Below are 20,647 nucleotides of genomic sequence, written 5' to 3'. Positions count from 1 at the left end.
CGTACGACAAGGGGCCGGGCCCCGCACCCTGGAGGGGGTGCGGGGCCCGGCCCGTTAACGCTCTTGTGTTGTCAGCGCTTGCGGGGCGGGCGCTGCCGCTTGCCCGGGCCCACCGTCACGACCTCGAAGGTGGACTTGGTGCGGTCCAGCCGGTGGAAGAGGTTGTCCGGGCCGGTGATGTACATCGTGGACACTCCGGCGCCCTTCAGCGCGTCCACGACCTTGGGCCAGTGGATCGGCAGGTCGAAGGTGTCCAGCAGCATCGTGCGCAGCTCGTCGGCCGTCGTCACGAGCGAGCCGTCCTGGTCGGTGACCACGGGCAGCTTCGGGTCGAGGATCTCGTACCGGGGCAGGATCTCCTCCGCGGCCCGGCGCCGCAGCTCCGCGAACGCGGGCGCGTGCACCGCCGGGACCATGGTGTACATGGAGTAGCCGCCGGCCTGGCTGATGCTCTGCTTGAAGCCGTCCAGCTCCTTCTCGCGCAGCGACACCATGAAGAAGCCGTCGTCGAGGTAGCCGGAGTAGTCGTACCACTCGCCGCGCTCGCCGAGTTCGTCGAGGATCCCGGTCAGCTTCTCCTGCGGGGTGCGGACGAAGGTGTGGGTGACCGCGTCCTGGTACTCCTCCTCGAAGTACGCGTGCTCACAGCGCGCCAGCTCCGCGGTGAGCCGCACCACCTCGGGGAACGGCAGCGAACCGACGTACGCCGCAGCCGCCTTCTGCCCGAAGCTGGGGCCCACGCACAGGTCCGGGACGAGCCCGTGCTCCTCCTCGGCCCGGTCCGCCGATGCCATCGAGTTGACCAGGAAGGCTATCTGGGTCGCCTCGGAGTAGTCGTCCTCCGAGTCGCGGAGCCGGTCGAAGACCGAGTAGCCGAGGGCCTCGTCGGCCTCGGCCAGCCGCTTCCGGGCGAACGGGTCGAGGGTGAGGAACCTGCCCACCTCGGCGAAGCTGGAGGGTCCCATGCCCGGGAAGACGATGGCCTTCTTGGCCTGCTCGGATGGCTCGGATGCCGTCATGGTGTGGTGCCTTCGTTCTCGGTACGGTCGACTCTCAGTCCTGCGCCCGGCGGTTGAAGCCGCGGATGCCGATGAACCCGTAGATCAGGATGGCCGCCCCGATGGCGGAGAAGCAGATCCACAGCGGGATCGACTCCGGTGTCTTCGGCCCGGGGGCCAGCAGCAGCCCGCGCATCGCCTCGGTGATGTAGGTCAGCGGGTTGAAGGTGCACAGGATCTGGAACCAGCGGACGCCGTCCAGGCTCCGCCACGGGAACTGCGTGGCCCCGGTGAACATGATCGGGGTGAGCGTCATGGCGAAGACGATGGAGATGTGACGCGCGGGCGCCAGCGTGCCCAGGGTGAGGCCGACGCAGCCGCCGACCAGCCCGCCGAGGCTGAGGATGCCCAGCGTCTCCGGCATCTTGGACATCGGCCAGGAGACGTCGTCGAGCAGCGCCAGACCGATCGGGATCATGACCAGGGAGCCGATCAGACCGCGCATCGCGCCGAAGACCGCCTTCTCCACCGCGACCAGGGAGACCGGGATGGGCGCGAGCAGCCGGTCCTCGATCTCCTTGGTCCAGGAGAAGTCGATGGCCAGCGGCAGCGCGGTGTTCTGGAGGGCGACCAGGAAGCTGTTGAGCGCCACCACACCGGGCAGCAGCACCTGCTGGAACCCGGGCTGGGTGAAGCCGATCTCGCCGAGCACCTTGCCGAAGACGAACAGCATGAAGAACGGCTCCACGATGACCTGGCCCAGGAACGGACCCATCTCGCGGCCGGTGACGAAGATGTCCCGCCACAGGATGAAGAAGAACGTCCGCCACCGGTTGGCGCGGCGCCGGTGACGCCCGCCGGACCCCTTCGCGGAGCGCGCGGGAACGATCTCCGTGGACGGCCCGGCGGCCGGTTCGGGGACGGCGACGGCCGTCGCGGCGGCGCCCGCGGGAGCCGGGGCGGCAGCGGGCTCCCGTACGGCGACGGCCCCGGCCGGAGCGGGGGCCGCGGCCTGGGCGGGTACCGGTGCGTTCGAAGCGGCCGCGGGGCCGGTGGCACCCGCGGGACCGGTGGGCCGCCCGGCCCGCTTGCCGGAGGACTGGGTGCCCGGCTTGGGCGGCGTGACGGCCAGGGTCAGGGTGTCGCCGATGTCGCTCTTCCCGTCCCCGCTCTTCTCGGAGACCACCGTGCCGCCGATCACCGTGCCCGAACCGGGTCGGCGGTCGGCGGCCCGCTGGTGCTCGCCGTCCTGGCGGCCGGTGGACGTTTCTCCCGCGGCCTTGCCGCCGGAGTTCGCCTCTCCGTCGGGCGTGGGTCGTGTGGAGGTGGTCATCGCAGCTCTTTCCCTGTCAGCTCGACGAAGACGTCTTCCAGGCTCGCCTGGCTGACGCTCAGGTCCTTGATCTCACAGCCGGCGTCGGTCAGGACCTTGAGGCAGGTGGGGAGGAGCACCGAGGACGGGGCATCGCTGTAGATCTTCATCCGGGTGCTGCCGTCGCTGCCTTCCGCGGTCCCGCCGCCGAGGATGGACTCGACCAAGTCCTTGTCGTCCTGCTGGATCACCTCGACCCGCTCGACCACATCCAGGCCGCGGACCATGCCGAGCACCCCGTCGAGCCCGTTGTGCGGCGGCTGCACCGTGACCGACAGCGCGGTGTTGCTGAGCCTGCTCGTCAGCGCCTCCGGGGTGTCGAGCGCGAGCAGCTTGCCGTGGTCCACGATCCCGATCCGGTCGCAGAGCTTGGCGGCCTCGTCCATGTCGTGCGTGGTGATGACCACGGTGACGCCGCGCAGCTTGAGTTCGGCGACCCGGTCGCGCACGAACAGCTGCGACTGCGGGTCGAGGCCGGTGGCCGGTTCGTCGAGGAACAGCACACGGGGGCGGTGCATCAGGGCCCGCGCGATCATCACGCGCTGCGCCTGGCCGCCGGACACCTGGTCCGCCCGGGCCTTGGCGTGGTCGCCCAGGCCCACCCACTCCAGGCTCTCGTCCGCGAGCCGGTTCCGCTCGGCGCGGGACAGCCCGTGGTAACCGGCGTGGAAGGTGAGGTTCTGACGAATGGTCAGGGACCGGTCGAGGTTGTTGCGCTGCGGGACGACGGCGAAGGACTGCCGTGCCACCGCGGGCTTCGCCACCACGTCGACGCCCTGTACGAACGCACGTCCGCCGCTGGGAGCGACCCGGGTGGTCAGGATCCCGATCGTGGTGGTCTTGCCCGCCCCATTGGGGCCGAGGAACCCGAAGACCTCGCCATGGTTGACGGTGAAGCTGAGATCGTCCACCGCCGGGGCGGGACGGCCTGGGTACTGCTTGACCAAGCCGTCGACAACGACGGCGAAATCAATAGGACGTGTTGTGTTCATCGCTGTCGTCGCACCGATTTAATTGGCTTATGGAGAACATGCTTTCGCCATGTCTAACACGGCTGCTTGACTCCAGGTCAGAGGCCACCCGTACGTTAGGGGGTAGGGGGAGAAGTCAGGGGACATTAGGGGGTCCCCAGTTGTGCCCCACGCCACCTATGGATGCCGTGGTACCCCGCATATAACGCGTACACCGGACAGCGGTTACTAGGGGTTGTGACCGCCACAGCGGGGCCATAACCTCACGGAGTCAGCGCCTCGATCGAACATGGTCGACACGCCCCATCCGTGCACTCGTGCCCGGCCCCCTCAGTGCAATCGCGGGGATGTACTCCTTGAGCCAGGTCAAGCCCGATGATGTGGGCCTTATTCGGATATTGCAAACGGAAACTCCCAGCAGTTTCCGGCTGATCTGCTTCCCGGAGTCCGCCCACTCCACCGCGTACTACCTCTCCCTGTCCGAACTCCTGCTGCCCACCGTGGAGGTTCTAGCGATCCAGTACCCCCTCCACACCGGCTTCGCGGACGGCGCGGACGATGAGGACGGTGAGCGGCTGACCGACTCCCCGGAGCTGGTCGACCGGATCTTCGGCGCGCTGGGCGAGTGGATGGACCGCCCGATCGCCTTCTTCGGGCACCGGGTCGGGGCCGACCTCGCCTACCGCGTGGCCGAGCGCCTGGAGCGGGAGACCGGGACGCCCCTGCTGACCCTGTTCGTATCCGGCCGGACCGCCCACTGGGGCATGGCGCTGGGCCCGCCGGCCCTCGGCTGCCGGATCGTCGCCCTCGCCGGCGAGGGCGACCCCAAGACCCCGCTGCGCGGCGTACGGGCCTGGCGGCGGCGTACGAGCGGACGTTTCGACCTCGAGGTGTTTCCCGGGTCCCGCAGCTACCTCGATTCGAGCCGGAGAGAGGTCGTGAACCTGGTGCACGACCAACTGCTCTCGCAAGTCCCCGTCGACGCCGAGTGGGAGACCGGCGCCGAAGACAAGGGAGCCTAGGCACACACGGCCGCGGCTGCCCGTACTCCTCAGGCACTCCCCAGGGAAAAGGAAAGAGTACGTTCGATGACCGCGAAGATCTACGCGCTCGACTCGGTGCAGACGCTGGCCGACTTCGAGCTGGACGCGATCCGCGTCGCCGATGTGATCCGCGAGCAGCACGGGGTCGCCCCGGGCGACCGCGTCATCCTCAAGGCGGGCAACTCCGCCGCCTACGTCAGTGTGCTGTTCGCGCTCATGCACGTCGGCGCGTCCATCGTCCTGATCGACCAGCAGGAGCACCCGGACGAGACCCGGCGGATAGCCGGGCGCACCGGCGCCGCCATCGCCTTCGTCGACGACGACTCCCCGATCCACGATGACGGCCGCGTGGTCAACCTCTACGAGGTGATCGCCCCGGCCGCCGGACGGCCGCTCAGCACCCGCGAGCTGTCCTTCGACGCCTGGGCCGACCGGCAGGACGGCCTCATCATGTGGACGTCCGGCTCCACCGGCGAGCCCAAGGGCGCGGTCAAGTCCGGCCGCAAGTTCCTGACCAACCTGGAGCGCAACGCCGCCCAGGTGGGGCACCGGGAGGACGACGTCCTGCTCCCGCTGCTGCCCTTCGCCCACCAGTACGGGCTGTCCATGGTGCTCATCGCCTGGCTCACCCGCTGCTCCCTGGTGATCGCCCCCTACAAGCGCCTCGACCGGGCCGTGCAGATGGCGGGGCGGACCGGCGCGACCGTGCTCGACGCCACCCCGTCCAGCTACCGCACCATGCTCAACCTGGTCGGCCGGAAGCCCTCGCTGCGGGCGCAGCTGGAGCAGGTCCGCATGTTCTGCTCCGGCGCGGCACCGCTCGACGGCGCGCTCTCCGACGGCTACGTCGCCGAGTTCGGGCTGCCGCTGCTGGACAGCTACGGCAGCACCGAGCTGGGCAACATCGCCTTCGCCACCCTGGAGAACCCGGTCTCCTGCGGCCGGGCCATGGACGGCATCAAGCTGCGCATCATCGACGAGTCCGGCGTCCCCGCCGCCCCCGGCCAGGCCGGTGAGATCGAGGTCGACACCCCGGACGCGCTGGAGGGCCACCTCGCCGAGGACGGCGGCATCGACGCCATGCCGACCGGCTGGTTCCCCACCGGCGACCTCGGCTACCTGGACGAGGACGACAACCTCTTCGTCCTGGGCCGGAAGTTCGCGGTGCACCGCTACGGCTATCTGCTCTACCCCGAGCTGGTCGAGCGCAAGGCCGCCGTCGCCCACATCTCCACCCGGATCGTGCCGCTCCCCGACGAGCGCCGCCGCGGCGATGTGCAGCTGGTCTTCTTCGTGGAGGACGACGAGCAGCGGGACGCCAAGTACTGGCGCGAGCGGCTGTGCGACGTGCTGCCGGTCTACGAGCAGCCCAACCGGGTCGAGGTGCTGGACGCCTTCCCGCTCAACCGCAACGGCAAGCCGGACAAGAAGCGGCTTGAGGAGATCGCGCGCGGCTAGACACATGTGAAGAAGAAGTGGGGGCCGGTGCGGTGCACCGGCCCCCACTTCTTTCAGGGAATCGTCTAGGGAAACCCCTAGTCGTACGGCAGCTCCACGGGGGCGAAGTCGTGGAAGCGGTCGCCCGGGCCCGGGTTGTCCGGGTGGGTGGCGCCGCCCAGGTGGTTGAGCACCCCCCACACCGCGTTGAGCGCCGTGGTCACCGCGCCCTCCGCGAACCCGGCGGTCCAGGACACGTCGTCCCCGCACAGGAAGAAGCCGCGCTGCTCGGCGGGCATGTCGTCCTGCATGAACTGGGTGAACAGCCGCCGCTGGTAGCGGTAGTGACCGGGCAGGTTGGACTTGAACGCGCCCATGAAGCGCGGCTCGGTCTCCCAGGTGACGGTCAGCGGCCCGGCGACGATGTGCGAGCGGATGTCGACGTCCGGGTAGATCGCGCCCAGCTGGCTCAGCAGCCGCTCCAGCCGGTCCTCGGGCGTGAGGGTGGCGACCTTCAGCGAGTCGTCGTTCCAGGTGTACGACAGGCACATCACCCCGCGCCGGTCGGGCCCGTCGTCGAACAGATAGACCCCGCGCGGCATCCGGTCGGTGAGCGTCATGCTCATCACGTCCCGGCCGGTCGCCGGGTCGGGGTCCCGCCAGAACGGCCGGTCGACCAGGACGAACAGCTTGGAGGCGCCCATGTAGTGGGTGCGCTCGACCGCCGTCCACAGCGGGGTGGGCAGCAGCTCCGGGTCGCAGTCGATCCGGTTCAGCAGCGTCCAGACGTGCGGGCTGAAGACCACCGCGGGGAACTCGCGCTCCTCGCCGCTCTCGTCCCGTACCCGGATGCCGTCCCCGGCCCGGCGCAGCCGGGTGACCGCGGGCCGCGGCCGGCCGCCGTGCAGCGACGCCAGCGAGGTGCCCTCCGGCCAGTGCGGGGGCGCGGCCGGAGGGTGCTCCCACAGGCCGCGCGGCAGCTGCTGGGAGCCGCCGACGATGCCGACCTGGTGGTCGTCGGCGTCGGTGACGACGACGCGCAGGATCTCCAGCACCGAGTTGGGGAAGTCGGTGTCCCAGCCGCCGGTGCCGAAGCCGACCTGGCCGAAGATCTCCCGGTGGCGGAACGACTGGAAGGTGGGGGAGGTGGCCAGGAAGCCGTAGAAGGACTGGTCGTCGAACTCCCTGACCAGCCGGTCCCAGACGGCCTTCAGCGTGGCGGTGTCCCGCCGCTGGATGGCGTCCCGCACGGTGGACAGCTCGGCCCGCTCCTGGAGCGCCTTCTCCCAGGCGTCGGCGACCTCCTGGTAGACGGTCGGGAGCTCGTCCGGGGTGCGGGCCTGGCGGCGCCCGCCGTTCAGGTCGATCAGGGTGCTCGGGGTGGACGGTGCGAGGGGGTTCGGAAAGGGGCGGGTGGCCAGTCCGAGGGTGCCGATGTAGTGGAACAGCGCGGTCGCGGAGACGGGGAAGCGCATGGCGCCCATTTCCGCCACATATTCCGGATTCCCGGGAAAGGGCGTGGAACGCATCCGGCCGCCCAATTGCTCCGCTTCGTAGACGACCGGGCGCAATCCCAGGCGCAGGAGTTCATACGCCGCCGTCATCCCGGACATTCCGCCGCCGATGACCGCGACTTCGGTGCCGTGCCGTTCGCTCGGCACCGCGCCCAGACCGGCCGGATGGGTCAGCCAGCTGTCGTAGGAGAAAGGAAAGTCCGGTACCAGCATCGTCAGGGGAGACGCGGGCGCAGACGTCATGGAAGCAACCTCTTGGGGCCGTGCGGAATCGCTGGGATATCAGGCGGTGTGGGCGACGTCGAAATCGAGGCTCGCGGGCAGATCGCGGCGCTGGCTGATGTTGATCTTCCGGTAGACCCGGGTGAGGTGCTGCTCGACCGTGGAGATCGTGATGTAGAGCTTGGCGGCGATCTCCCGGTTGGTGTAGCCCGAGGCCGCGAGGGCGGCCACCCGGCTCTCGGCGTCGGAGAGTTCGGAGAACGTGGTGGTCTCCTCGCCGGTGCGGGCCGCCTCCGACAGGGCCGAGCGGCCCGGGGTGCGCTGGAGCGAACGGGACAGCTCCTCGGCGCCGCACCCGTCGGCGAGCCGCAGGGCGCGCCGGGTCATCAGCCGGCTGGTGTCCAGGTCGCCGAGCTGCTTGTGCGCCTCCGCGAGGTCGGCCAGCGCCCGCGCCATCTCGTACCAGCCGCCGGTCTCCTGGAGCACCGCGACGGCCTGCTGGAGCAGGGCGGGCCGCTCGCTCGCCGGCCGGGTGGCGGCCAGCACGCGCAGCGCGGCGCCGCGGGTGCGCGAGGGCGCCTCGCCGGTCAGCTCCAGCTGCTCCTGCGCCAGCCGCGCGGCCCGGTCCTGGCTGCCGAGGGTCAGCCAGGTCTCGGCGGCGCCGAGCCGCCAGGGCAGCATGGCGGGCGAGTCCAGGCCCCAGGCGGTCATCTTCTCGCCGCAGGCCCGGAAGCCGGTGAGGGCGGCGTGCTGGCGCCCGGTGGCCAGCTGGTGGCAGGCCCGCGCGTACAGGTAGTGGAGCCCGTAGCGGCTCCGGAACATCTCCTCCGGCACCGGCCGCGCCAGGATCTCGGCGGCGGTGTCGTGGTGGCCCATCGCGGTGTGCGCGTTGATCAGCACCGCGAGCGGCACGCCGACGGCGACGCCCCAGCCGCGGGCCGGAAGCTCCTCCAGCGCCCGCTCCGCGTAGCGCACCGCGTCCGGCAGCCGTCCGGCCCGCAGCGCGATCTGGGCCCGCAGGGCGCGGAAGGCGGCCAGCACTCCCTTGGCGCCGCGTCGCTCGCACTGCTCGATCAGCTGGTCGCACCAGGTGGTGGCGGTGGCGAGCCGGTCCGCGTAGATGAGGACCTGGAGCGCGGCGTGCACGGTCGGCATGGTCGGGTCGGTGAGCCGGGTGGTCTCCAGCACCCGCTCCGCGGCCTGTACGGCGCGGTCGTCGGCGCCGTGGCGCAGCACGGTCCGCAGCGCCTTGCCCGCGGTGAGCTGCGGCGACTCGGGGGTCTGCTCGGCCGTCAAGGGGCCGCCCGCGCGGGGGCCGTCCGGCTCGGCCCGCTCCACGAAGGTCCGCAGCTCGGGGGAGCCGGGGAAGGTGGAGGCGAGGGCCAGGTCGATGGTCCGCAGCGTGGTGTCGAGTTCCGAGCCGGGGCTCGCGTCCCGGCCGATCCGGCCGAGGGCGGCGGCGGCCTCGGCCGTCTGGCCGAGCGTCAGCAGCCGGAGGAGGACCGGGATGGCGTACTCCGCGGGCAGCTGCCCGTTGCTCGCGGGACCGGCCAGGGACTGGAGCCGCCGCAGCTGGGAGAGCGGATTGAACGGCCACATGGCTTCCACCATCGTGACCTGGAGGATGAGCGTCTCCCGCTCGTCGGTCGTACATCGGTGGGCCATCTGGAGGCAGTTGACGGCCAGTTCCATGCGGTCGGCGGCCACGGCGTGCCGGGCGGCGTCGCGCAGGGTCTCGGGGATCCACTCCTCGACCGGCTCGGCCAGTTCGTGGTGGAGCAGATGGCCCGCCACGTCGATGGGGTCGGCGCCCTCCTCGTGCAGCAGCCGCGCGGCCCGGTGGTGCAGCCGGGCGAGTTCGTCCGCGGGCAGGTCGTCCAGCAGGACGGTGCGCACGTCGGCGCTCCTGAACTGCGCTTCGTGCAGGATGCCCACCTCGGTGAGCGCCGCGACAGCCTGCCGCACCTGGCGCTCCTCGACCGCGACGAGCTTGCTCAAGCGGCGTGCGGACGAGCCGTCGCCCAGCAGGGCGATGCCCTGGGCGATCCGGTGGTGGGCCGGGCCGCCGCGGTAGACGCAGGACAGCGCCGCCTGGCGGAACAGCTCGCCGGGCGCCGGGGTGCCGGTGCCGGGCGCGGTGTCGAGGGGGCCGCAGGTGAGCCGGGAGAACCGGTCGTCCAGCAGCCCGCGCAGCAGCAGCAGGTTGCCGCCGGTCAGGTCGTGGAACGCGGCGGCGTGCCGCTCGGCCTCGGCGGGGCCGAGTTCCTCGGTCAGCAGGGTGGTGACGCCCGCGACGGTGAGCGGGGCGAGCCGTACGTGGCACGCGTTCGGCCGGTGCAGCAGTTCGTCCAGGGCCGGGCCGGCGGGCCCGGTCAGCGCGCCGCGGGTCATCACGACGGACAGCGCCTCGGAGCGGCAGCGGCGGATGCCGTAGGCGAGGGCGCGCAGGGACGGCAGATCGGCGTACTGGACGTCGTCGATGGCGATCAGCAGCGGTGCGTCGGCGGTGAGTTCGTCCAGGGCGCGGTGGAAGGCCTGGAGCAGCGGCAGGTCGGCCTGGTGGGGGCCGTGCGGGCTGTGCGGTGTGTCGAGGCCCGGCCGGGGGCGGGCGTGCTGAAGGTGGGCGGGCATGCCCTGGTAGAGCTGCTCGACGACGGCGTACGGGAATTCCTGCTCGAAGGCGGAGGCCACCGCGTTCAGCACCCGGACGCCACGCGCCCCCGCCGTGTCCGTCACCTGGTGCAGAAGTGCGGTCTTTCCGGAGGCCACGGCACCGCTGATGACAGCGAGCCGGCTTCCCTCGCGGGCGCCGCCGAACAGGAGGCGCGTGAGCCGGTCTGTCTCCTGGTCGCGCTCCACCAACACTTAAGAAACACCTTCCCCGAATTCAACTTTTGCGCAGGGGTGGTGAAAGCACACGCACCGTGCGACGCACGGCGTGCCAATGCCTTGTCCCCCGATGTGCTGTTGCCGCGCCTCCCGGACGTCCCTGGGGATGGCAATCCCCAACGTCCGCCGAGGGGCTGACGGATGGGAACTCTAGCAGTGCTGTTGGTACGAAAAGATGACGGAGGCGTCACGCGTGAATACGTTCGATTACGGTAGTTCCGGTGTCCGTTCCTGTGCCGTGGAGTTGTGAAGCTGTCTCGTACATCTAGGTTTGGGCTTCCCCGCAGGTGAGGCTGGGGTGACCTGGGGTAACGGACGTCATGCATGTGAAGGTTGGGCAAAGGTGTGGAGGGGGCGGGGACCGGCTGGCGCCCCACAGTGTCCTGTTAGGTGTGTTTCACCAGTTGGACACCACGGGATCCCCGGGGCAGCCCATGGTGTCCAATGGAGTTCGACCGATCGGGAGGAAAGCGCGCGTGGTCAACCAGAACTTGACGTTCATCGTCGGGACGGGCCGTTGTGGCTCGACGGCTATGTCTCAGGTCGTCAATCTTCACCCGGACGTGCTAAGCATCAGTGAATTGTTCGCCAGTATTCCCGACCCGGAAGTGCTGAGCGAGACTCCCCTGAGCGGACCGGAGTTCTGGGGGTATCTCTGTCGTCCCAACCCGGTCACCAACAGCATGATCAAAAATGGGGCGACGACGCCGGAGTTCCTCTACCCCCGGCTGCCCAAGCGGCGGTACGACGCCGAGACCACGGGCATACCCGCCATCAGCGTCATGGTCCTCCCGCATCTGACCGATGACCCCGACGCCCTCCTGGACGAGCTGGAGTCCGTGGTCACCGCCTGGCCCACCCGGGCCCCGGCGGACCACTGGCGGGCCCTGTTCGCCGCCCTCGCCGCCCGGTTCGGCGACCCCGGTACCGTCGTGGAGCGGACCGGCCTGTCCATCGGCCGGGTTCCGGAGATGCGCCGCTGCTTCCCCGAGGCGCGCTTCGTCCACCTCTACCGCGAGGGCCCCGACTGCGCCGTCTCCATGAGCCGCCACTACAGCTTCCGCATGATTCCGCTGCTGCGGGAGATGGCGGACCACTGCGGCCTGGACTCCCCGTACCAGCTGACCCCCGCGCACGCGGCCCAGCTCCCGCCCGACCTCGCTCCGCTGCTGGCCGACCGGTACGACCCCGCCCTGGTGACCGAACGCCACATCCCGCTGGCGGAGTTCGGCACCCTGTGGTCCGAAACGATCATCGACGGCCTGGCGAAGCTGGAAGAGGTCCCGGACTCCCTGCGGACCGCGATGTCCTTCGAGACCCTGCTGGACGAGCCGGAGAAGGAACTGGTCCGGCTCGCCGAATTCCTCGGTGTGGAACCGCTCCCGGCCTGGCTGGACGCGGCGACCGCACTCCTCGACAGCGGCCGCCGCGGCAACGCGCTGAAGCTGTCCGAGGAGGAGCGGGCCGCGCTGCTCGACGCCTGCGCCCCCGGGACGCGCGCCCTGGCCACCCACCCGTAGCCACACGTTTCGCCCGGCACCGGCCCCGCCGGAGACCGCTGCCGGGCGTCCCCCTTTCGGCAGGTCCTTTCAGCAGGCCCCGTCAGCCTGCTCAACGGGCCCCGCGGCCACCGTTCTTGAGGCTCGCCCGCAGGAACTCCCGGTTCATGGTCGAGATGGACTGGAGCGGGATGCCCTTCGGACAGGCCACCGCGCACTCACCGGTGTTCGTACAGCCGCCGAAGCCCTCCTCGTCCATCGTGCCGACCATGTCCAGCACCCGGGACTCGCGCTCCGGCTGCCCCTGCGGCAGCACGTTCAGATGCGTCACCTTCGCCGAGGTGAACAGCATCGCCGAACCATTGGGGCAAGCCGCCACGCACGCCCCGCACCCGATGCACTCCGCGTGTTCGAACGCGGTGTCCGCGACCGGCTTCGGCACCGGCGTGGCATGCGCCTCCGGGGCGCTCCCGGTCGGGGCGGAGATGAAACCGCCCGAGCCGATGATCCGGTCGAACGCCGACCGGTCCACCACCAGATCCTTGACGACGGGGAAGGCGGCGGCGCGCCACGGCTCCACGTCGATGGTGTCGCCGTCCCGGAAGTGCCGCATGTGCAGCTGACAGGTGGTGGTGCGCTCCGGGCCGTGCGCCTGCCCGTTGATCACCATGCCGCACGCCCCGCAGATGCCCTCGCGGCAGTCGTGGTCGAACGCGACGGGCTCCTCCCCACGCAGGATCAGCTGCTCGTTGAGGGTGTCGAGCATCTCCAGGAAGGACATCTCCGGCGAGATGTCCTCGATTTCGTACACGGTCAGGGCGCCCGGCTCCTCGGGGCCGCGCTGGCGCCAGATCCGCAGGGTGAGCCTCATGCGTAACTCCGCTGGGTGGGGTGGACGTACTCGAAGACCAGGTCTTCGCGGTGCAGCACGGGCGCGCGGCCCGTGCCGCCGCTGTGCTCTCCCGGGGGGCGACCCCCGGACCCCCGGTACTCCCAGGCCGCCACGTACGAGAACGCCTCGTCGTCGCGGGCCGCCTCGCCGTCCGCGGTCTGGCTCTCCTCGCGGAAGTGGCCGCCGCAGGACTCGGCGCGGTGCAGCGCGTCCAGGCACATCAGCTCGGCCAGCTCCAGATAGTCGACGACCCGGTTGGCCTTCTCCAGCGACTGGTTCAGCTCGTCACCACGGCCCGGCACCTTGATCCGCCGCCAGAACTCCTCGCGCAGCGCCGGGATGCGGTCCAGCGCCTTGCGCAGCCCGGTCTCGGTGCGGGCCATGCCGCACTCGTCCCACAGCAGCTCGCCCAGCTCCCGGTGGAAGGAGTCGGGGGTGCGGTCGCCGTCGTTCTCCAGCAGCCGCCGCAGCCGGTCGGTCACCGACACCAGGGCCTCGGTCACCGCCGGGTGGGCCGGGTCGACCTCGTCGTGCGGATGGCGGGCGAGGTAGTCGTTGATGGTGGCCGGGAGGACGAAGTAGCCGTCGGCCAGGCCCTGCATCAGGGCGGAGGCGCCGAGCCGGTTGGCGCCGTGGTCGGAGAAGTTGGCCTCGCCGATCGCGAACAGCCCGGGCACCGTGGTCTGGAGGTCGTAGTCGACCCACAGCCCGCCCATCGTGTAGTGGATGGCGGGGTAGATGCGCATCGGCACCTCGTACGGGTTCTCCGCCGTGATCAGCTGGTACATCTCGAAGAGGTTGCCGTACTTCTCCTCGACCGCCGCCCGGCCCATCCGCCCGATGGCATCCGCGAAGTCCAGGTAGACGCCCTGTCCGCCGGGGCCCACCCCGCGCCCCTCGTCGCACACGTTCTTCGCGGCGCGGGAGGCGATGTCGCGCGGCACGAGGTTGCCGAACGCCGGGTAGATGCGCTCCAGGTAGTAGTCGCGCTCGTCCTCCGGGATCTCGGCGGGCGGACGCGTGTCACCCTTCGCCTTCGGCACCCAGATGCGGCCGTCGTTGCGCAGCGACTCGCTCATCAGCGTCAGCTTCGACTGGTGGTCGCCGGAGCGCGGGATGCAGGTGGGGTGGATCTGGGTGAAGCAGGGGTTGGCGAAGTAGGCGCCGCGCCGGTGGGCCCGCCAGATCGCGGTGGCGTTGGAGTTCTTGGCGTTCGTGGACAGGTAGAAGACGTTGCCGTAGCCGCCGGAGGCCAGCACCACGGCGTCCGCGAAGTGGGTGGACACCTGCCCGGTGATCAGATCGCGGGCCACGATGCCGCGCGCCCGCCCGCCGACGACGATCAGGTCGAGCATCTCGGTGCGCGCGTGCATCTCCACGTTCCCGGCGGCGATCTGGCGGCTGAGCGCCTGGTACGCGCCGAGCAGCAGCTGCTGACCGGTCTGGCCGCGGGCGTAGAAGGTGCGGGAGACCTGGACGCCGCCGAACGAGCGGGTGTCCAGCAGACCGCCGTACTCGCGGGCGAACGGCACGCCCTGCGCCACGCACTGGTCGATGATCTCCACCGACACCTGGGCGAGCCGGTGGACGTTCGCCTCGCGGGCGCGGAAGTCGCCGCCCTTGACGGTGTCGTAGAACAGGCGGCGGATGGAGTCGCCGTCGTTGCGGTAGTTCTTGGCGGCGTTGATCCCGCCCTGGGCGGCGATGGAATGCGCCCGGCGCGGCGAGTCCTGGTAGCAGAACTGCACGACGTGGTAGCCCTGTTCGGCCAGCGTCGCCCCGGCCGCCCCGCCCGCGAGACCCGTACCGACCACGATGACCGTGTACTTGCGGCGGTTGGCCGGGTTGACCAGCTTCGCCTCGAAGCGGCGGCGGTCCCAGCGCCCCTCGATCGGGCCCTCGGGGGCCTTGGTGTCGGCGATCGGCGCACCGGTCGCATAGTCCGTGTACGTGTTCATCTCAGCTCACCACTCCACTCATCACCCCGATGGGCACCGCGATGAAGCCGCAGGTCAGGATGGCGGCCAGGCCGTTTGCGGCCAGTTTGAGGGCCCGGTCGCGGCGTGGCCGGCCCGCCCCGAGGGTCTGGGCGGCGCTCCAGAAGCCGTGCCGGATGTGCAGGCCGAGGGCGAGCATCGCCACGATGTAGATGGTGTTGCCGTACCAGGTCGAGAAGGTCGCCACGACGTTCTCGTACGGATGGCCCGGCTCGGCGCGCTCGTTCACCGTGAGCGTCGTCAGATCCAGGATGTGCCAGACGATGAACAGCCCGAGGATCACCCCGCCCCAGCGCATCGTGCGGGTGGCGTAGCTCGCCCGCCGCCGCTGATGGGCGTAGCCGCGCGGCCGGGCCGCCAGGTCCCGGCGGCTGAGCTGGTACGCGGCCACGCCGTGCAGGACGACGGAGGCCAGCAGCCCGACGCGGGCCAGCCACAGGAACCCCTCGTGCGGGAGGAAGGGCTCGCCCAGCGTGCGCAGCCAGTGTGCGTAGCCGTTGAGGTCGTCCGGCCCGAAGAAGATCTTCAGGTTGGCGAACATGTGGGCCACGAGATAGGCCAGCATGATCAGCCCGGTGACGGCCATCACGGCCTTCTTACCGATGGTGGACCGCCACACGGAGCCGATGAGGGACGGCTTCCGCGGCGGCTTCCGCTTCTGGCCGGGCCGCCGGTCGTGGCCCGTGTCCGTCCGTGTCGCCAGTGCCATGTCTGTGACGCTAGGCAGCGGCCGTGTGATCAGTCCAAGACATGCTATGGCTGGATTCCATAGTCGATGCCTATTATCGCTGCGTGCAGCTTCAGCAGCTCCGCTATTTCGCGGCCGTCGCGGACACCCGCCACTTCACCCGCGCCGCCGAACGGCTCCATGTCGCCCAGCCGTCGCTGTCCCAGCAGATCAAGGCGCTGGAACGGGAGCTGGGCGCCGACCTCTTCCACCGCGCGCGCGGCCACATCGCCCTCACCGACGCGGGGGAGGCGCTGCTTCCGCTGGCCCGCCAGATCCTCGCCGACACCGAGACCGCGCGCCGCGAGGTGCAGGAGGTCGCCCAGCTGCGGCGCGGCCGGGTGCGGCTCGGCGCCCCGCCCAGCCTGTGCGCCAGCCTCGTACCGGATGTGCTGCGCCGCTTCCACGACGCGTTCCCGGGCATCGAGCTGATCATCGACGAGGGCGGTTCCCAGGACCTGGTGCGCACCCTCGCCGCCGGTGAGCTGGACCTCGCCCTGATCATCACCCCGCTGCCCGGCCAGGCTCCCGCCCTCGCCGCCACCGAGCTGCTGCGCGAGGAGCTGGTGGTCGCCTCCTCGCCCGCGGCCCCGCCACCCACGAAAGCCCGCCGGATCCGGGTCGAGGACCTTCGCGACCGGCCGATGGTGATGTTCCGCCGCGGCTACGACCTGCGGGAATTCACCACGGCCGCGTGCCGGGCGGCAGGCTTCGAACCGTCCTTCACGGTCGAGGGCGGCGAGATGGACGCGGTGCTCGGGTTCGTACGGGCGGGCCTCGGCATCGCCGTCCTCCCCGAGATGGTGGCGGCGCGCTCGGGACTGCGGGTCACGCCCTTCGCGGGCCATGCGATGCGGCGCACCATCGCCGTCGCCCACCGCAAGGACGTCGCCCCGCCGAGGGCCGCGCGCGAGCTGCGCCGGGTGCTGCTGGCGTATCTGCGCTCGGCCGACGCGGACGCCCTCCCGGGCCTGCCGCCCGGCACTCGCCTGCTGCCCTGACCTGCGCGGCGTACCTGATGGGTGCACCCGCGCAACCGGGCCTGCGCGGGGTCAGCCCCAGAGCGCCGTGGCCGCCGCTCCGCCCGCGAAGGCGGCCGCCACCCCCGCCACCACACTGCCCACCGCGTTCGCGACCGCGAAACCGCGCGCCCCGCCCTCGGCCAGCTTCAGCGTCTCGTACGAGAACGTCGAGTACGTGGTCAGTGCGCCGCACAGCCCCGTCCCCAGCAGCAGCTGCACCTGCGACGACGCGGCCCCCGCCGCCACCGCGCCGGTCAGCATCCCCAGCACCGCGCAGCCCACCACGTTCACCACGAACGTCCCCCAGGGAAACACCGAGTCATGCCGGGACTGCACCATCCGGTCGGTCAGATACCGCAGCGGGGCGCCGACCATCCCGCCGGCCACCACCAGGAGCCAGTTCACCGGTCACGCTCCGGGAACCGCACGATCTCGACGGGGTCCAGGATCACCGGACCGTCGCCGGCGATCTCCTCCAGCTCGGGCAGGAAGGACCGCACCCGCTCCTCCGTATCGATGATCACCACGCAGACGGGCAGTTCCTCGCTGAGCGACAGCAGCCGCGAGCTGTGGACCAGCGACGAGGAGCCGAACCCCTCCACCCCGCGGAACACGCTCGCCCCCGCCAGCCCAGCCCGGTGCGCGCGATGCACGATTTCGGCGAAGACCGGTTTGTGGTGCCAGGTGTCGTTCTCGCCGACGAAGACGGTCAGCCTCAGTCCGTTCGCGTTCATCCCGTGCTCCCGTCGTACGCCCTCACGGCCCCGACGACCCGACGGGTGCCCACCACCGCGCCCCATACCGCGGCCATCGCCGCCAGCAGCGTCGCCACCAGATAGGCCGCCCCGGTCGCGGCGTGGCCGTCCACGACGAGCTGCCGGAAGTCCACGGCGTACGTCGAGAAGGTGGTGAACCCGCCGAGCACCCCGGTGCCGACGAAGGGCCGCACCAGCCGGTGGGCCGCCCACACCTCGCCGATCAGCGCCAGGAGGACGCCGATGAGCGCGCAGCCCACCACGTTCACCAGCAGCGTCGTCCAGGGAAAGGCGCCCGCCGGGGTCGGCCACAGAAGGGACGCCCCGTACCGGGCGGTCGCGCCGATGGCGCCGCCGACGGCGACCACGCACACCACCGGCCCCTGCCCGTGCCACGCGCCGTGCCGCGACCGTCGAGTGCCCTCCGCCATACGGCTCAGGCTACGACGTGCGGGCACCGCTTCACGCCGCGTGTCCTCGGCCGGTACCGTCAGGGCCGGAAGATCGTGAGGCGTGCCGGACAGCAGCTGAGACAGCGAGGAGACAGCCCATGAGTAACCCGTTCGACAACCCCGACGGCCGTTACGTCGTGCTGGTCAACGACGAGGGCCAGCACTCCCTGTGGCCCTCCTTCGCCGAGGTGCCCGAGGGCTGGACCGTCGCGCACGGCGAGGACGACCGCCAGGCGTGCCTGGACTACGTCGAGGAGCACTGGACCGACATGCGTCCGAAGAGCCTCGCGACCGCGATGGACAACCCCACCACGGCCTGACCGTCGGCGCCGCACTCCTCCCCGCCACGGCGTTACGTTGGGCGTGTGACGGGTGCGAATGCTGACATCCCGGGCACCATGTGCGCCTGGGTGGTTCGTACGCCGGGCCGGATCGACCAAGCGGAGCTGCCGATTCCGCGCCCGGCGGCCGACGAACTGCTGGTCCGGGTCCGGGCCTGCGGGGTCTGCCGTACCGATCTCCACGTCCGCGACGGCGATCTGCCGCCGCACCGCACCCCCGTCGTCCCCGGGCACGAGGCCGTCGGCGAGGTGATCGCGGCGGGGGAGCGGGCCGCCGGGCCCGGGCTCGGCGCCCGGGTGGGCGTCCCCTGGCTGCGCCGCACCTGCGGCCGCTGCCGCTTCTGCGTGCGCGGCCAGGAAAACCTGTGCCCCTCGTCCGTCTACACCGGCTGGGACGCGGACGGCGGCTACGCCCCGTACGTCACCGTACCGGCCGGGTACGCCTACGAGCTGCCCTCCGGATACGCCGACGAGGAACTGGCTCCGCTGCTGTGCGCAGGCATCATCGGCTACCGCGCGCTGCGCCGCGCCGAGCTACCGGCGGGCGGACGGCTCGGCATCTACGGCTTCGGCGGCTCCGCCCACCTCACCGCCCAGGTCGCCATTGCGCGCGGCGCCGTCGTCCATGTGCTGACCCGATCGGCCGCCGCCCGGGCCCTCGCCCTCGAACTCGGCGCCGCCTCCGCCCGTGACGCCCACGAACGGCCGCCCGAACCGCTGGACGCCGCGATCCTCTTCGCCCCGGCGGGCGAGCTGGTGCCGGTGGCGCTGGAGGCCCTGGACGCGGGCGGCACGCTGAGCGTCGCCGGGATCCACCTCTCCGACATCCCGACCCTGCGATACGAGCGCCACCTGTTCCACGAACGCACCCTGCGCAGCGTCACCGCCAACACCCGTGAGGACGGCCGCGAGTTCCTCATCGCGGCCGCCGCCCACCACATCCGCGCCACGGTCACCCGCTACCCCTTCGCCCACGCGGACACCGCGCTGGACGACCTCGCGAACGACCGGGTGAACGGCGTCGCGGTACTCGCCGTCTTAGGCGGGACGGGGCGCGGCGAGCCAGGTGGCGATGGCGGCGGCGATCGGCTGGCCGGTCTCCAGCTCGATGAACCCGAACTGGCCGCCCTGATTGCACTCCAGAAACCACCAGGTGCCGTCCTCGTCCTCGGCGAAGTCGAATGCGCCGTAGGCGAGGCCGCCGAGGGTCATATATTCCCGGACGGCCTGGGCGATCCGGTGGGGAACGTCCACCGCGCCCCATAGATGGCCATAGAAACCATACCTCCCATCAACCTGCCCGGAAGCTGCGGCCTTCCGGGCGGCGAACAAACGGCCGCCGACGCAGGTCAGGCGGATATCGGCCGTTTTGGGAATATAGCGCTGAAGAAGTGTGGCACCTGCCGCGACGCCCGAGAAATCCGTCTCGGGGTCGATACGGGTGGTGGGCAGCGCTATTGGGGGATTGACCGGGGGAGGGCCCGAGACGGTCTTCACCACGATGTCCTTGAACTGACCTGCGAACTCCTTGGCCGCGCGTGGATAGGTGGTGATGAGCGTCGGTGGAACGGCGAATCCGCTGCGGTGGGCGGTGCGCAACTGCCACGGTTTGGAACGTGCCAACAGGGCGGCACTGGGGTGGTTCATCCAGCGCGCCTCGGTGGAATACAACATTCCGTACAGGGCCTGACCGCACTCGGCGGTCAGCCACTCGGAGGGCTCGGGGGCGTGCGCCGCCGGTTGCCCCGGGCGGCGCACCCATATGGATCGCAGGCTGTTCACGCTGACCAGGCGGCCGTCGGTCGACAGATAGCCGGTGAAGTCACCGCGCTCGAATTCGGTCGAGATCCCTGCCTGCCCGGGAAGGTCAGCGGGATCGAAGCGGAGCAGAGGGACATTCCGCTCGCGTAATTCGGCCACCACCAGGTCCGCTGTCACATCCTCCTGGCAGGTCAGGATGAGTACCGTCATCGACGTCTGAGGTCGGTGGGGTGGTCAGTCGTCGAAGTGCGTCTTGGAGCCCGCCGTGGAGGTCGTCGTGCCGCATTCCAGAAGCACCCCCCGGTCCGAGATGGCGGGGCGCCCATCGGGGAGCACATTCAACTGTAGGGCGGCGTTGTACGAGTACGGAATGACAGCCGGGGATTGGTCGGCTGGGACCGCATGGTTCAGGGCGAAGGGCTGCATGACTGACCTCTAATGCTCCACGGGATTCGCTTGTTTCGAGATGAGCTTCACCATCACACAACAGTACGTACTAAATTGGTAGGAGTCTCGCTACGCGCTGTTATGTCAGATCTGTGACAGCATGAAGTACGTCACACCACCCGCGCAATTCCATTACCGCTGACCCGGTTCCGGGTCTCGGCCCGCGCTGCGACGGTCCCCGCGTGACGGCAGGTCACCTGCCGGATCCATGCCTTCACCTCCGCGTTTACGGCGGGGGCCGTGCCCCTCCGCGAACAACCCGCCCTGTCTGTCGGCATCCAAGACGGCATTCAGGTCGCCTGGGTTGG

18 protein-coding genes and 1 pseudogene are annotated in these 20,647 nt (G+C 70.6%); 6 read left to right on the top strand and 13 right to left on the bottom strand.

From position 1 onward, the window contains the following. Positions 1 to 71: 71 nt before the first annotated feature. Genes HYQ63_RS15595 through HYQ63_RS15585 form a run of 3 tightly spaced genes read right to left on the bottom strand, consistent with a single transcriptional unit; the run spans position 72 to position 3,362 of the window. Positions 72 to 1,019, bottom strand: coding sequence for an ACP S-malonyltransferase (locus tag HYQ63_RS15595; protein WP_179934360.1), 948 nt, complete (start codon positions 1,017 to 1,019; stop codon positions 72 to 74). Positions 1,020 to 1,053: 34 nt separating this feature from the next. Then, on the bottom strand, positions 1,054 to 2,331 hold the full coding sequence (locus HYQ63_RS15590) for an ABC transporter permease (protein WP_257231876.1): 1,278 nt from the start codon (positions 2,329 to 2,331) through the stop codon (positions 1,054 to 1,056). Next, the gene (locus HYQ63_RS15585) at positions 2,328 to 3,362 is read right to left on the bottom strand and encodes an ABC transporter ATP-binding protein (protein WP_179934359.1); all 1,035 of its coding nucleotides are present in this window, start codon (positions 3,360 to 3,362) and stop codon (positions 2,328 to 2,330) included. Before HYQ63_RS15585 ends, HYQ63_RS15590 begins: the two co-directional genes overlap by 4 nt. A 377-nt stretch (positions 3,363 to 3,739) precedes the next feature. Here HYQ63_RS15585 and HYQ63_RS15580 point away from each other — a divergent pair, with 377 nt between their 5' ends. Together HYQ63_RS15580 and HYQ63_RS15575 are read left to right on the top strand one after the other, a co-directional pair. Further along, positions 3,740 to 4,363, top strand: a complete 624-nt coding sequence (locus HYQ63_RS15580; RefSeq protein ID WP_257231875.1) for a thioesterase II family protein — start codon at positions 3,740 to 3,742, stop codon at positions 4,361 to 4,363. Positions 4,364 to 4,429: 66 nt separating this feature from the next. Beyond that, positions 4,430 to 5,842 carry a class I adenylate-forming enzyme family protein gene (locus HYQ63_RS15575; protein ID WP_179934357.1) on the top strand — a complete coding sequence of 471 codons (1,413 nt, stop codon included), beginning with the start codon at positions 4,430 to 4,432 and terminating at the stop codon, positions 5,840 to 5,842. A gap of 77 nt (positions 5,843 to 5,919) precedes the next feature. Here HYQ63_RS15575 and HYQ63_RS15570 read toward each other — a convergent pair whose 3' ends face one another. Beyond that, the gene (locus HYQ63_RS15570) at positions 5,920 to 7,578 is read right to left on the bottom strand and encodes an NAD(P)/FAD-dependent oxidoreductase (RefSeq protein ID WP_179934356.1); all 1,659 of its coding nucleotides are present in this window, start codon (positions 7,576 to 7,578) and stop codon (positions 5,920 to 5,922) included. A gap of 39 nt (positions 7,579 to 7,617) precedes the next feature. Continuing rightward, the gene (locus HYQ63_RS15565; protein WP_179934355.1) at positions 7,618 to 10,422 is read right to left on the bottom strand and encodes a LuxR family transcriptional regulator; all 2,805 of its coding nucleotides are present in this window, start codon (positions 10,420 to 10,422) and stop codon (positions 7,618 to 7,620) included. A gap of 605 nt (positions 10,423 to 11,027) precedes the next feature. Here HYQ63_RS15565 and HYQ63_RS15560 point away from each other — a divergent pair. Next, entirely contained in the window at positions 11,028 to 11,966 is a 939-nt protein-coding gene (locus tag HYQ63_RS15560) for a sulfotransferase (RefSeq protein ID WP_373689090.1), read from the top strand. Positions 11,967 to 12,057: 91 nt separating this feature from the next. On the opposite strand, the gene HYQ63_RS15555 is transcribed toward HYQ63_RS15560, so the two are convergent. Genes HYQ63_RS15555 through HYQ63_RS15545 form a run of 3 tightly spaced genes read right to left on the bottom strand, consistent with a single transcriptional unit; the run spans position 12,058 to position 15,543 of the window. Next, on the bottom strand, positions 12,058 to 12,816 hold the full coding sequence (locus tag HYQ63_RS15555) for a succinate dehydrogenase/fumarate reductase iron-sulfur subunit (RefSeq protein WP_179934354.1): 759 nt from the start codon (positions 12,814 to 12,816) through the stop codon (positions 12,058 to 12,060). After that, positions 12,813 to 14,795 carry a fumarate reductase/succinate dehydrogenase flavoprotein subunit gene (locus HYQ63_RS15550; protein WP_179934353.1) on the bottom strand — a complete coding sequence of 661 codons (1,983 nt, stop codon included), beginning with the start codon at positions 14,793 to 14,795 and terminating at the stop codon, positions 12,813 to 12,815. The genes HYQ63_RS15555 and HYQ63_RS15550 overlap by 4 nt, the downstream gene beginning before the upstream one ends. A gap of 1 nt (position 14,796) precedes the next feature. Beyond that, the gene (locus HYQ63_RS15545) at positions 14,797 to 15,543 is read right to left on the bottom strand and encodes a succinate dehydrogenase cytochrome b subunit (protein WP_179934352.1); all 747 of its coding nucleotides are present in this window, start codon (positions 15,541 to 15,543) and stop codon (positions 14,797 to 14,799) included. A gap of 83 nt (positions 15,544 to 15,626) precedes the next feature. On the opposite strand from HYQ63_RS15545, the gene HYQ63_RS15540 reads away from it, so the two are divergent. After that, a complete protein-coding gene (locus HYQ63_RS15540; protein ID WP_179934351.1) occupies positions 15,627 to 16,562 on the top strand; it encodes a LysR family transcriptional regulator in 936 nt (311 codons plus the stop codon). Positions 16,563 to 16,613: 51 nt separating this feature from the next. Here HYQ63_RS15540 and crcB read toward each other — a convergent pair whose 3' ends face one another. The 3 genes from crcB to HYQ63_RS15525 are packed head-to-tail and all read right to left on the bottom strand — an operon-like array spanning position 16,614 to position 17,769. Next, positions 16,614 to 16,988, bottom strand: a complete 375-nt coding sequence (gene crcB, locus HYQ63_RS15535; RefSeq protein WP_179934350.1) for a fluoride efflux transporter CrcB — start codon at positions 16,986 to 16,988, stop codon at positions 16,614 to 16,616. Then, a complete protein-coding gene (locus tag HYQ63_RS15530) occupies positions 16,985 to 17,317 on the bottom strand; it encodes a DUF190 domain-containing protein (RefSeq protein WP_179934349.1) in 333 nt (110 codons plus the stop codon). The genes crcB and HYQ63_RS15530 overlap by 4 nt, the downstream gene beginning before the upstream one ends. Further along, the gene (locus HYQ63_RS15525) at positions 17,314 to 17,769 is read right to left on the bottom strand and encodes a CrcB family protein (protein ID WP_179934348.1); all 456 of its coding nucleotides are present in this window, start codon (positions 17,767 to 17,769) and stop codon (positions 17,314 to 17,316) included. The genes HYQ63_RS15530 and HYQ63_RS15525 overlap by 4 nt, the downstream gene beginning before the upstream one ends. 119 nt (positions 17,770 to 17,888) lie before the next feature. On the opposite strand from HYQ63_RS15525, the gene HYQ63_RS15520 reads away from it, so the two are divergent. After that, on the top strand, positions 17,889 to 18,110 hold the full coding sequence (locus HYQ63_RS15520) for an MbtH family protein (protein WP_179934347.1): 222 nt from the start codon (positions 17,889 to 17,891) through the stop codon (positions 18,108 to 18,110). A gap of 78 nt (positions 18,111 to 18,188) precedes the next feature. After that, positions 18,189 to 19,151: pseudogene (locus tag HYQ63_RS15515) on the top strand (zinc-binding alcohol dehydrogenase family protein); the annotation flags it as partial. An 18-nt stretch (positions 19,152 to 19,169) separates the two neighbouring features. Here HYQ63_RS15515 and tgmB read toward each other — a convergent pair. Together tgmB and tgmA are read right to left on the bottom strand one after the other, a co-directional pair. Then, positions 19,170 to 20,102 (bottom strand): ATP-grasp ribosomal peptide maturase, encoded by a 933-nt coding sequence (gene tgmB / locus HYQ63_RS15510; RefSeq protein ID WP_179934346.1) that lies wholly within the window; start codon positions 20,100 to 20,102, stop codon positions 19,170 to 19,172. A 24-nt stretch (positions 20,103 to 20,126) separates the two neighbouring features. Then, entirely contained in the window at positions 20,127 to 20,318 is a 192-nt protein-coding gene (gene tgmA / locus HYQ63_RS15505) for a putative ATP-grasp-modified RiPP (protein ID WP_055552772.1), read from the bottom strand. Between the last annotated feature and the right edge of the window lie 329 nt (positions 20,319 to 20,647).

The sequence above is a fragment of the Streptomyces sp. Rer75 genome (assembly GCF_013414305.1).
In the GTDB taxonomy this organism is placed as follows: Bacteria; Actinomycetota; Actinomycetes; order Streptomycetales; family Streptomycetaceae; genus Streptomyces; species Streptomyces himastatinicus.
The sequence above is the reverse complement of the archived record's forward strand: the minus strand, read 5'-3'. Positions and strand labels throughout refer to the sequence as shown.

What these genes read in the sequence shown, in the direction of transcription:
- HYQ63_RS15575 (WP_179934357.1), top strand. Translation starts at nt 4,430, where the DNA reads ATGACCGCGAAGATCTACGCGCTCGACTCGGTGCAGACGCTGGCCGAC.
- HYQ63_RS15545 (WP_179934352.1), bottom strand. Translation starts at nt 15,543, where the DNA reads ATGGCACTGGCGACACGGACGGACACGGGCCACGACCGGCGGCCCGGC.
- tgmB (WP_179934346.1), bottom strand. Translation starts at nt 20,102, where the DNA reads ATGACGGTACTCATCCTGACCTGCCAGGAGGATGTGACAGCGGACCTG.
- HYQ63_RS15590 (WP_257231876.1), bottom strand. Translation starts at nt 2,331, where the DNA reads ATGACCACCTCCACACGACCCACGCCCGACGGAGAGGCGAACTCCGGC.
- HYQ63_RS15520 (WP_179934347.1), top strand. Translation starts at nt 17,889, where the DNA reads ATGAGTAACCCGTTCGACAACCCCGACGGCCGTTACGTCGTGCTGGTC.
- HYQ63_RS15595 (WP_179934360.1), bottom strand. Translation starts at nt 1,019, where the DNA reads ATGACGGCATCCGAGCCATCCGAGCAGGCCAAGAAGGCCATCGTCTTC.
- HYQ63_RS15530 (WP_179934349.1), bottom strand. Translation starts at nt 17,317, where the DNA reads ATGAACGCGAACGGACTGAGGCTGACCGTCTTCGTCGGCGAGAACGAC.
- HYQ63_RS15555 (WP_179934354.1), bottom strand. Translation starts at nt 12,816, where the DNA reads ATGAGGCTCACCCTGCGGATCTGGCGCCAGCGCGGCCCCGAGGAGCCG.
- HYQ63_RS15550 (WP_179934353.1), bottom strand. Translation starts at nt 14,795, where the DNA reads ATGAACACGTACACGGACTATGCGACCGGTGCGCCGATCGCCGACACC.
- HYQ63_RS15570 (WP_179934356.1), bottom strand. Translation starts at nt 7,578, where the DNA reads ATGACGTCTGCGCCCGCGTCTCCCCTGACGATGCTGGTACCGGACTTT.
- tgmA (WP_055552772.1), bottom strand. Translation starts at nt 20,318, where the DNA reads ATGCAGCCCTTCGCCCTGAACCATGCGGTCCCAGCCGACCAATCCCCG.
- HYQ63_RS15585 (WP_179934359.1), bottom strand. Translation starts at nt 3,362, where the DNA reads ATGAACACAACACGTCCTATTGATTTCGCCGTCGTTGTCGACGGCTTG.
- HYQ63_RS15525 (WP_179934348.1), bottom strand. Translation starts at nt 17,769, where the DNA reads ATGGCGGAGGGCACTCGACGGTCGCGGCACGGCGCGTGGCACGGGCAG.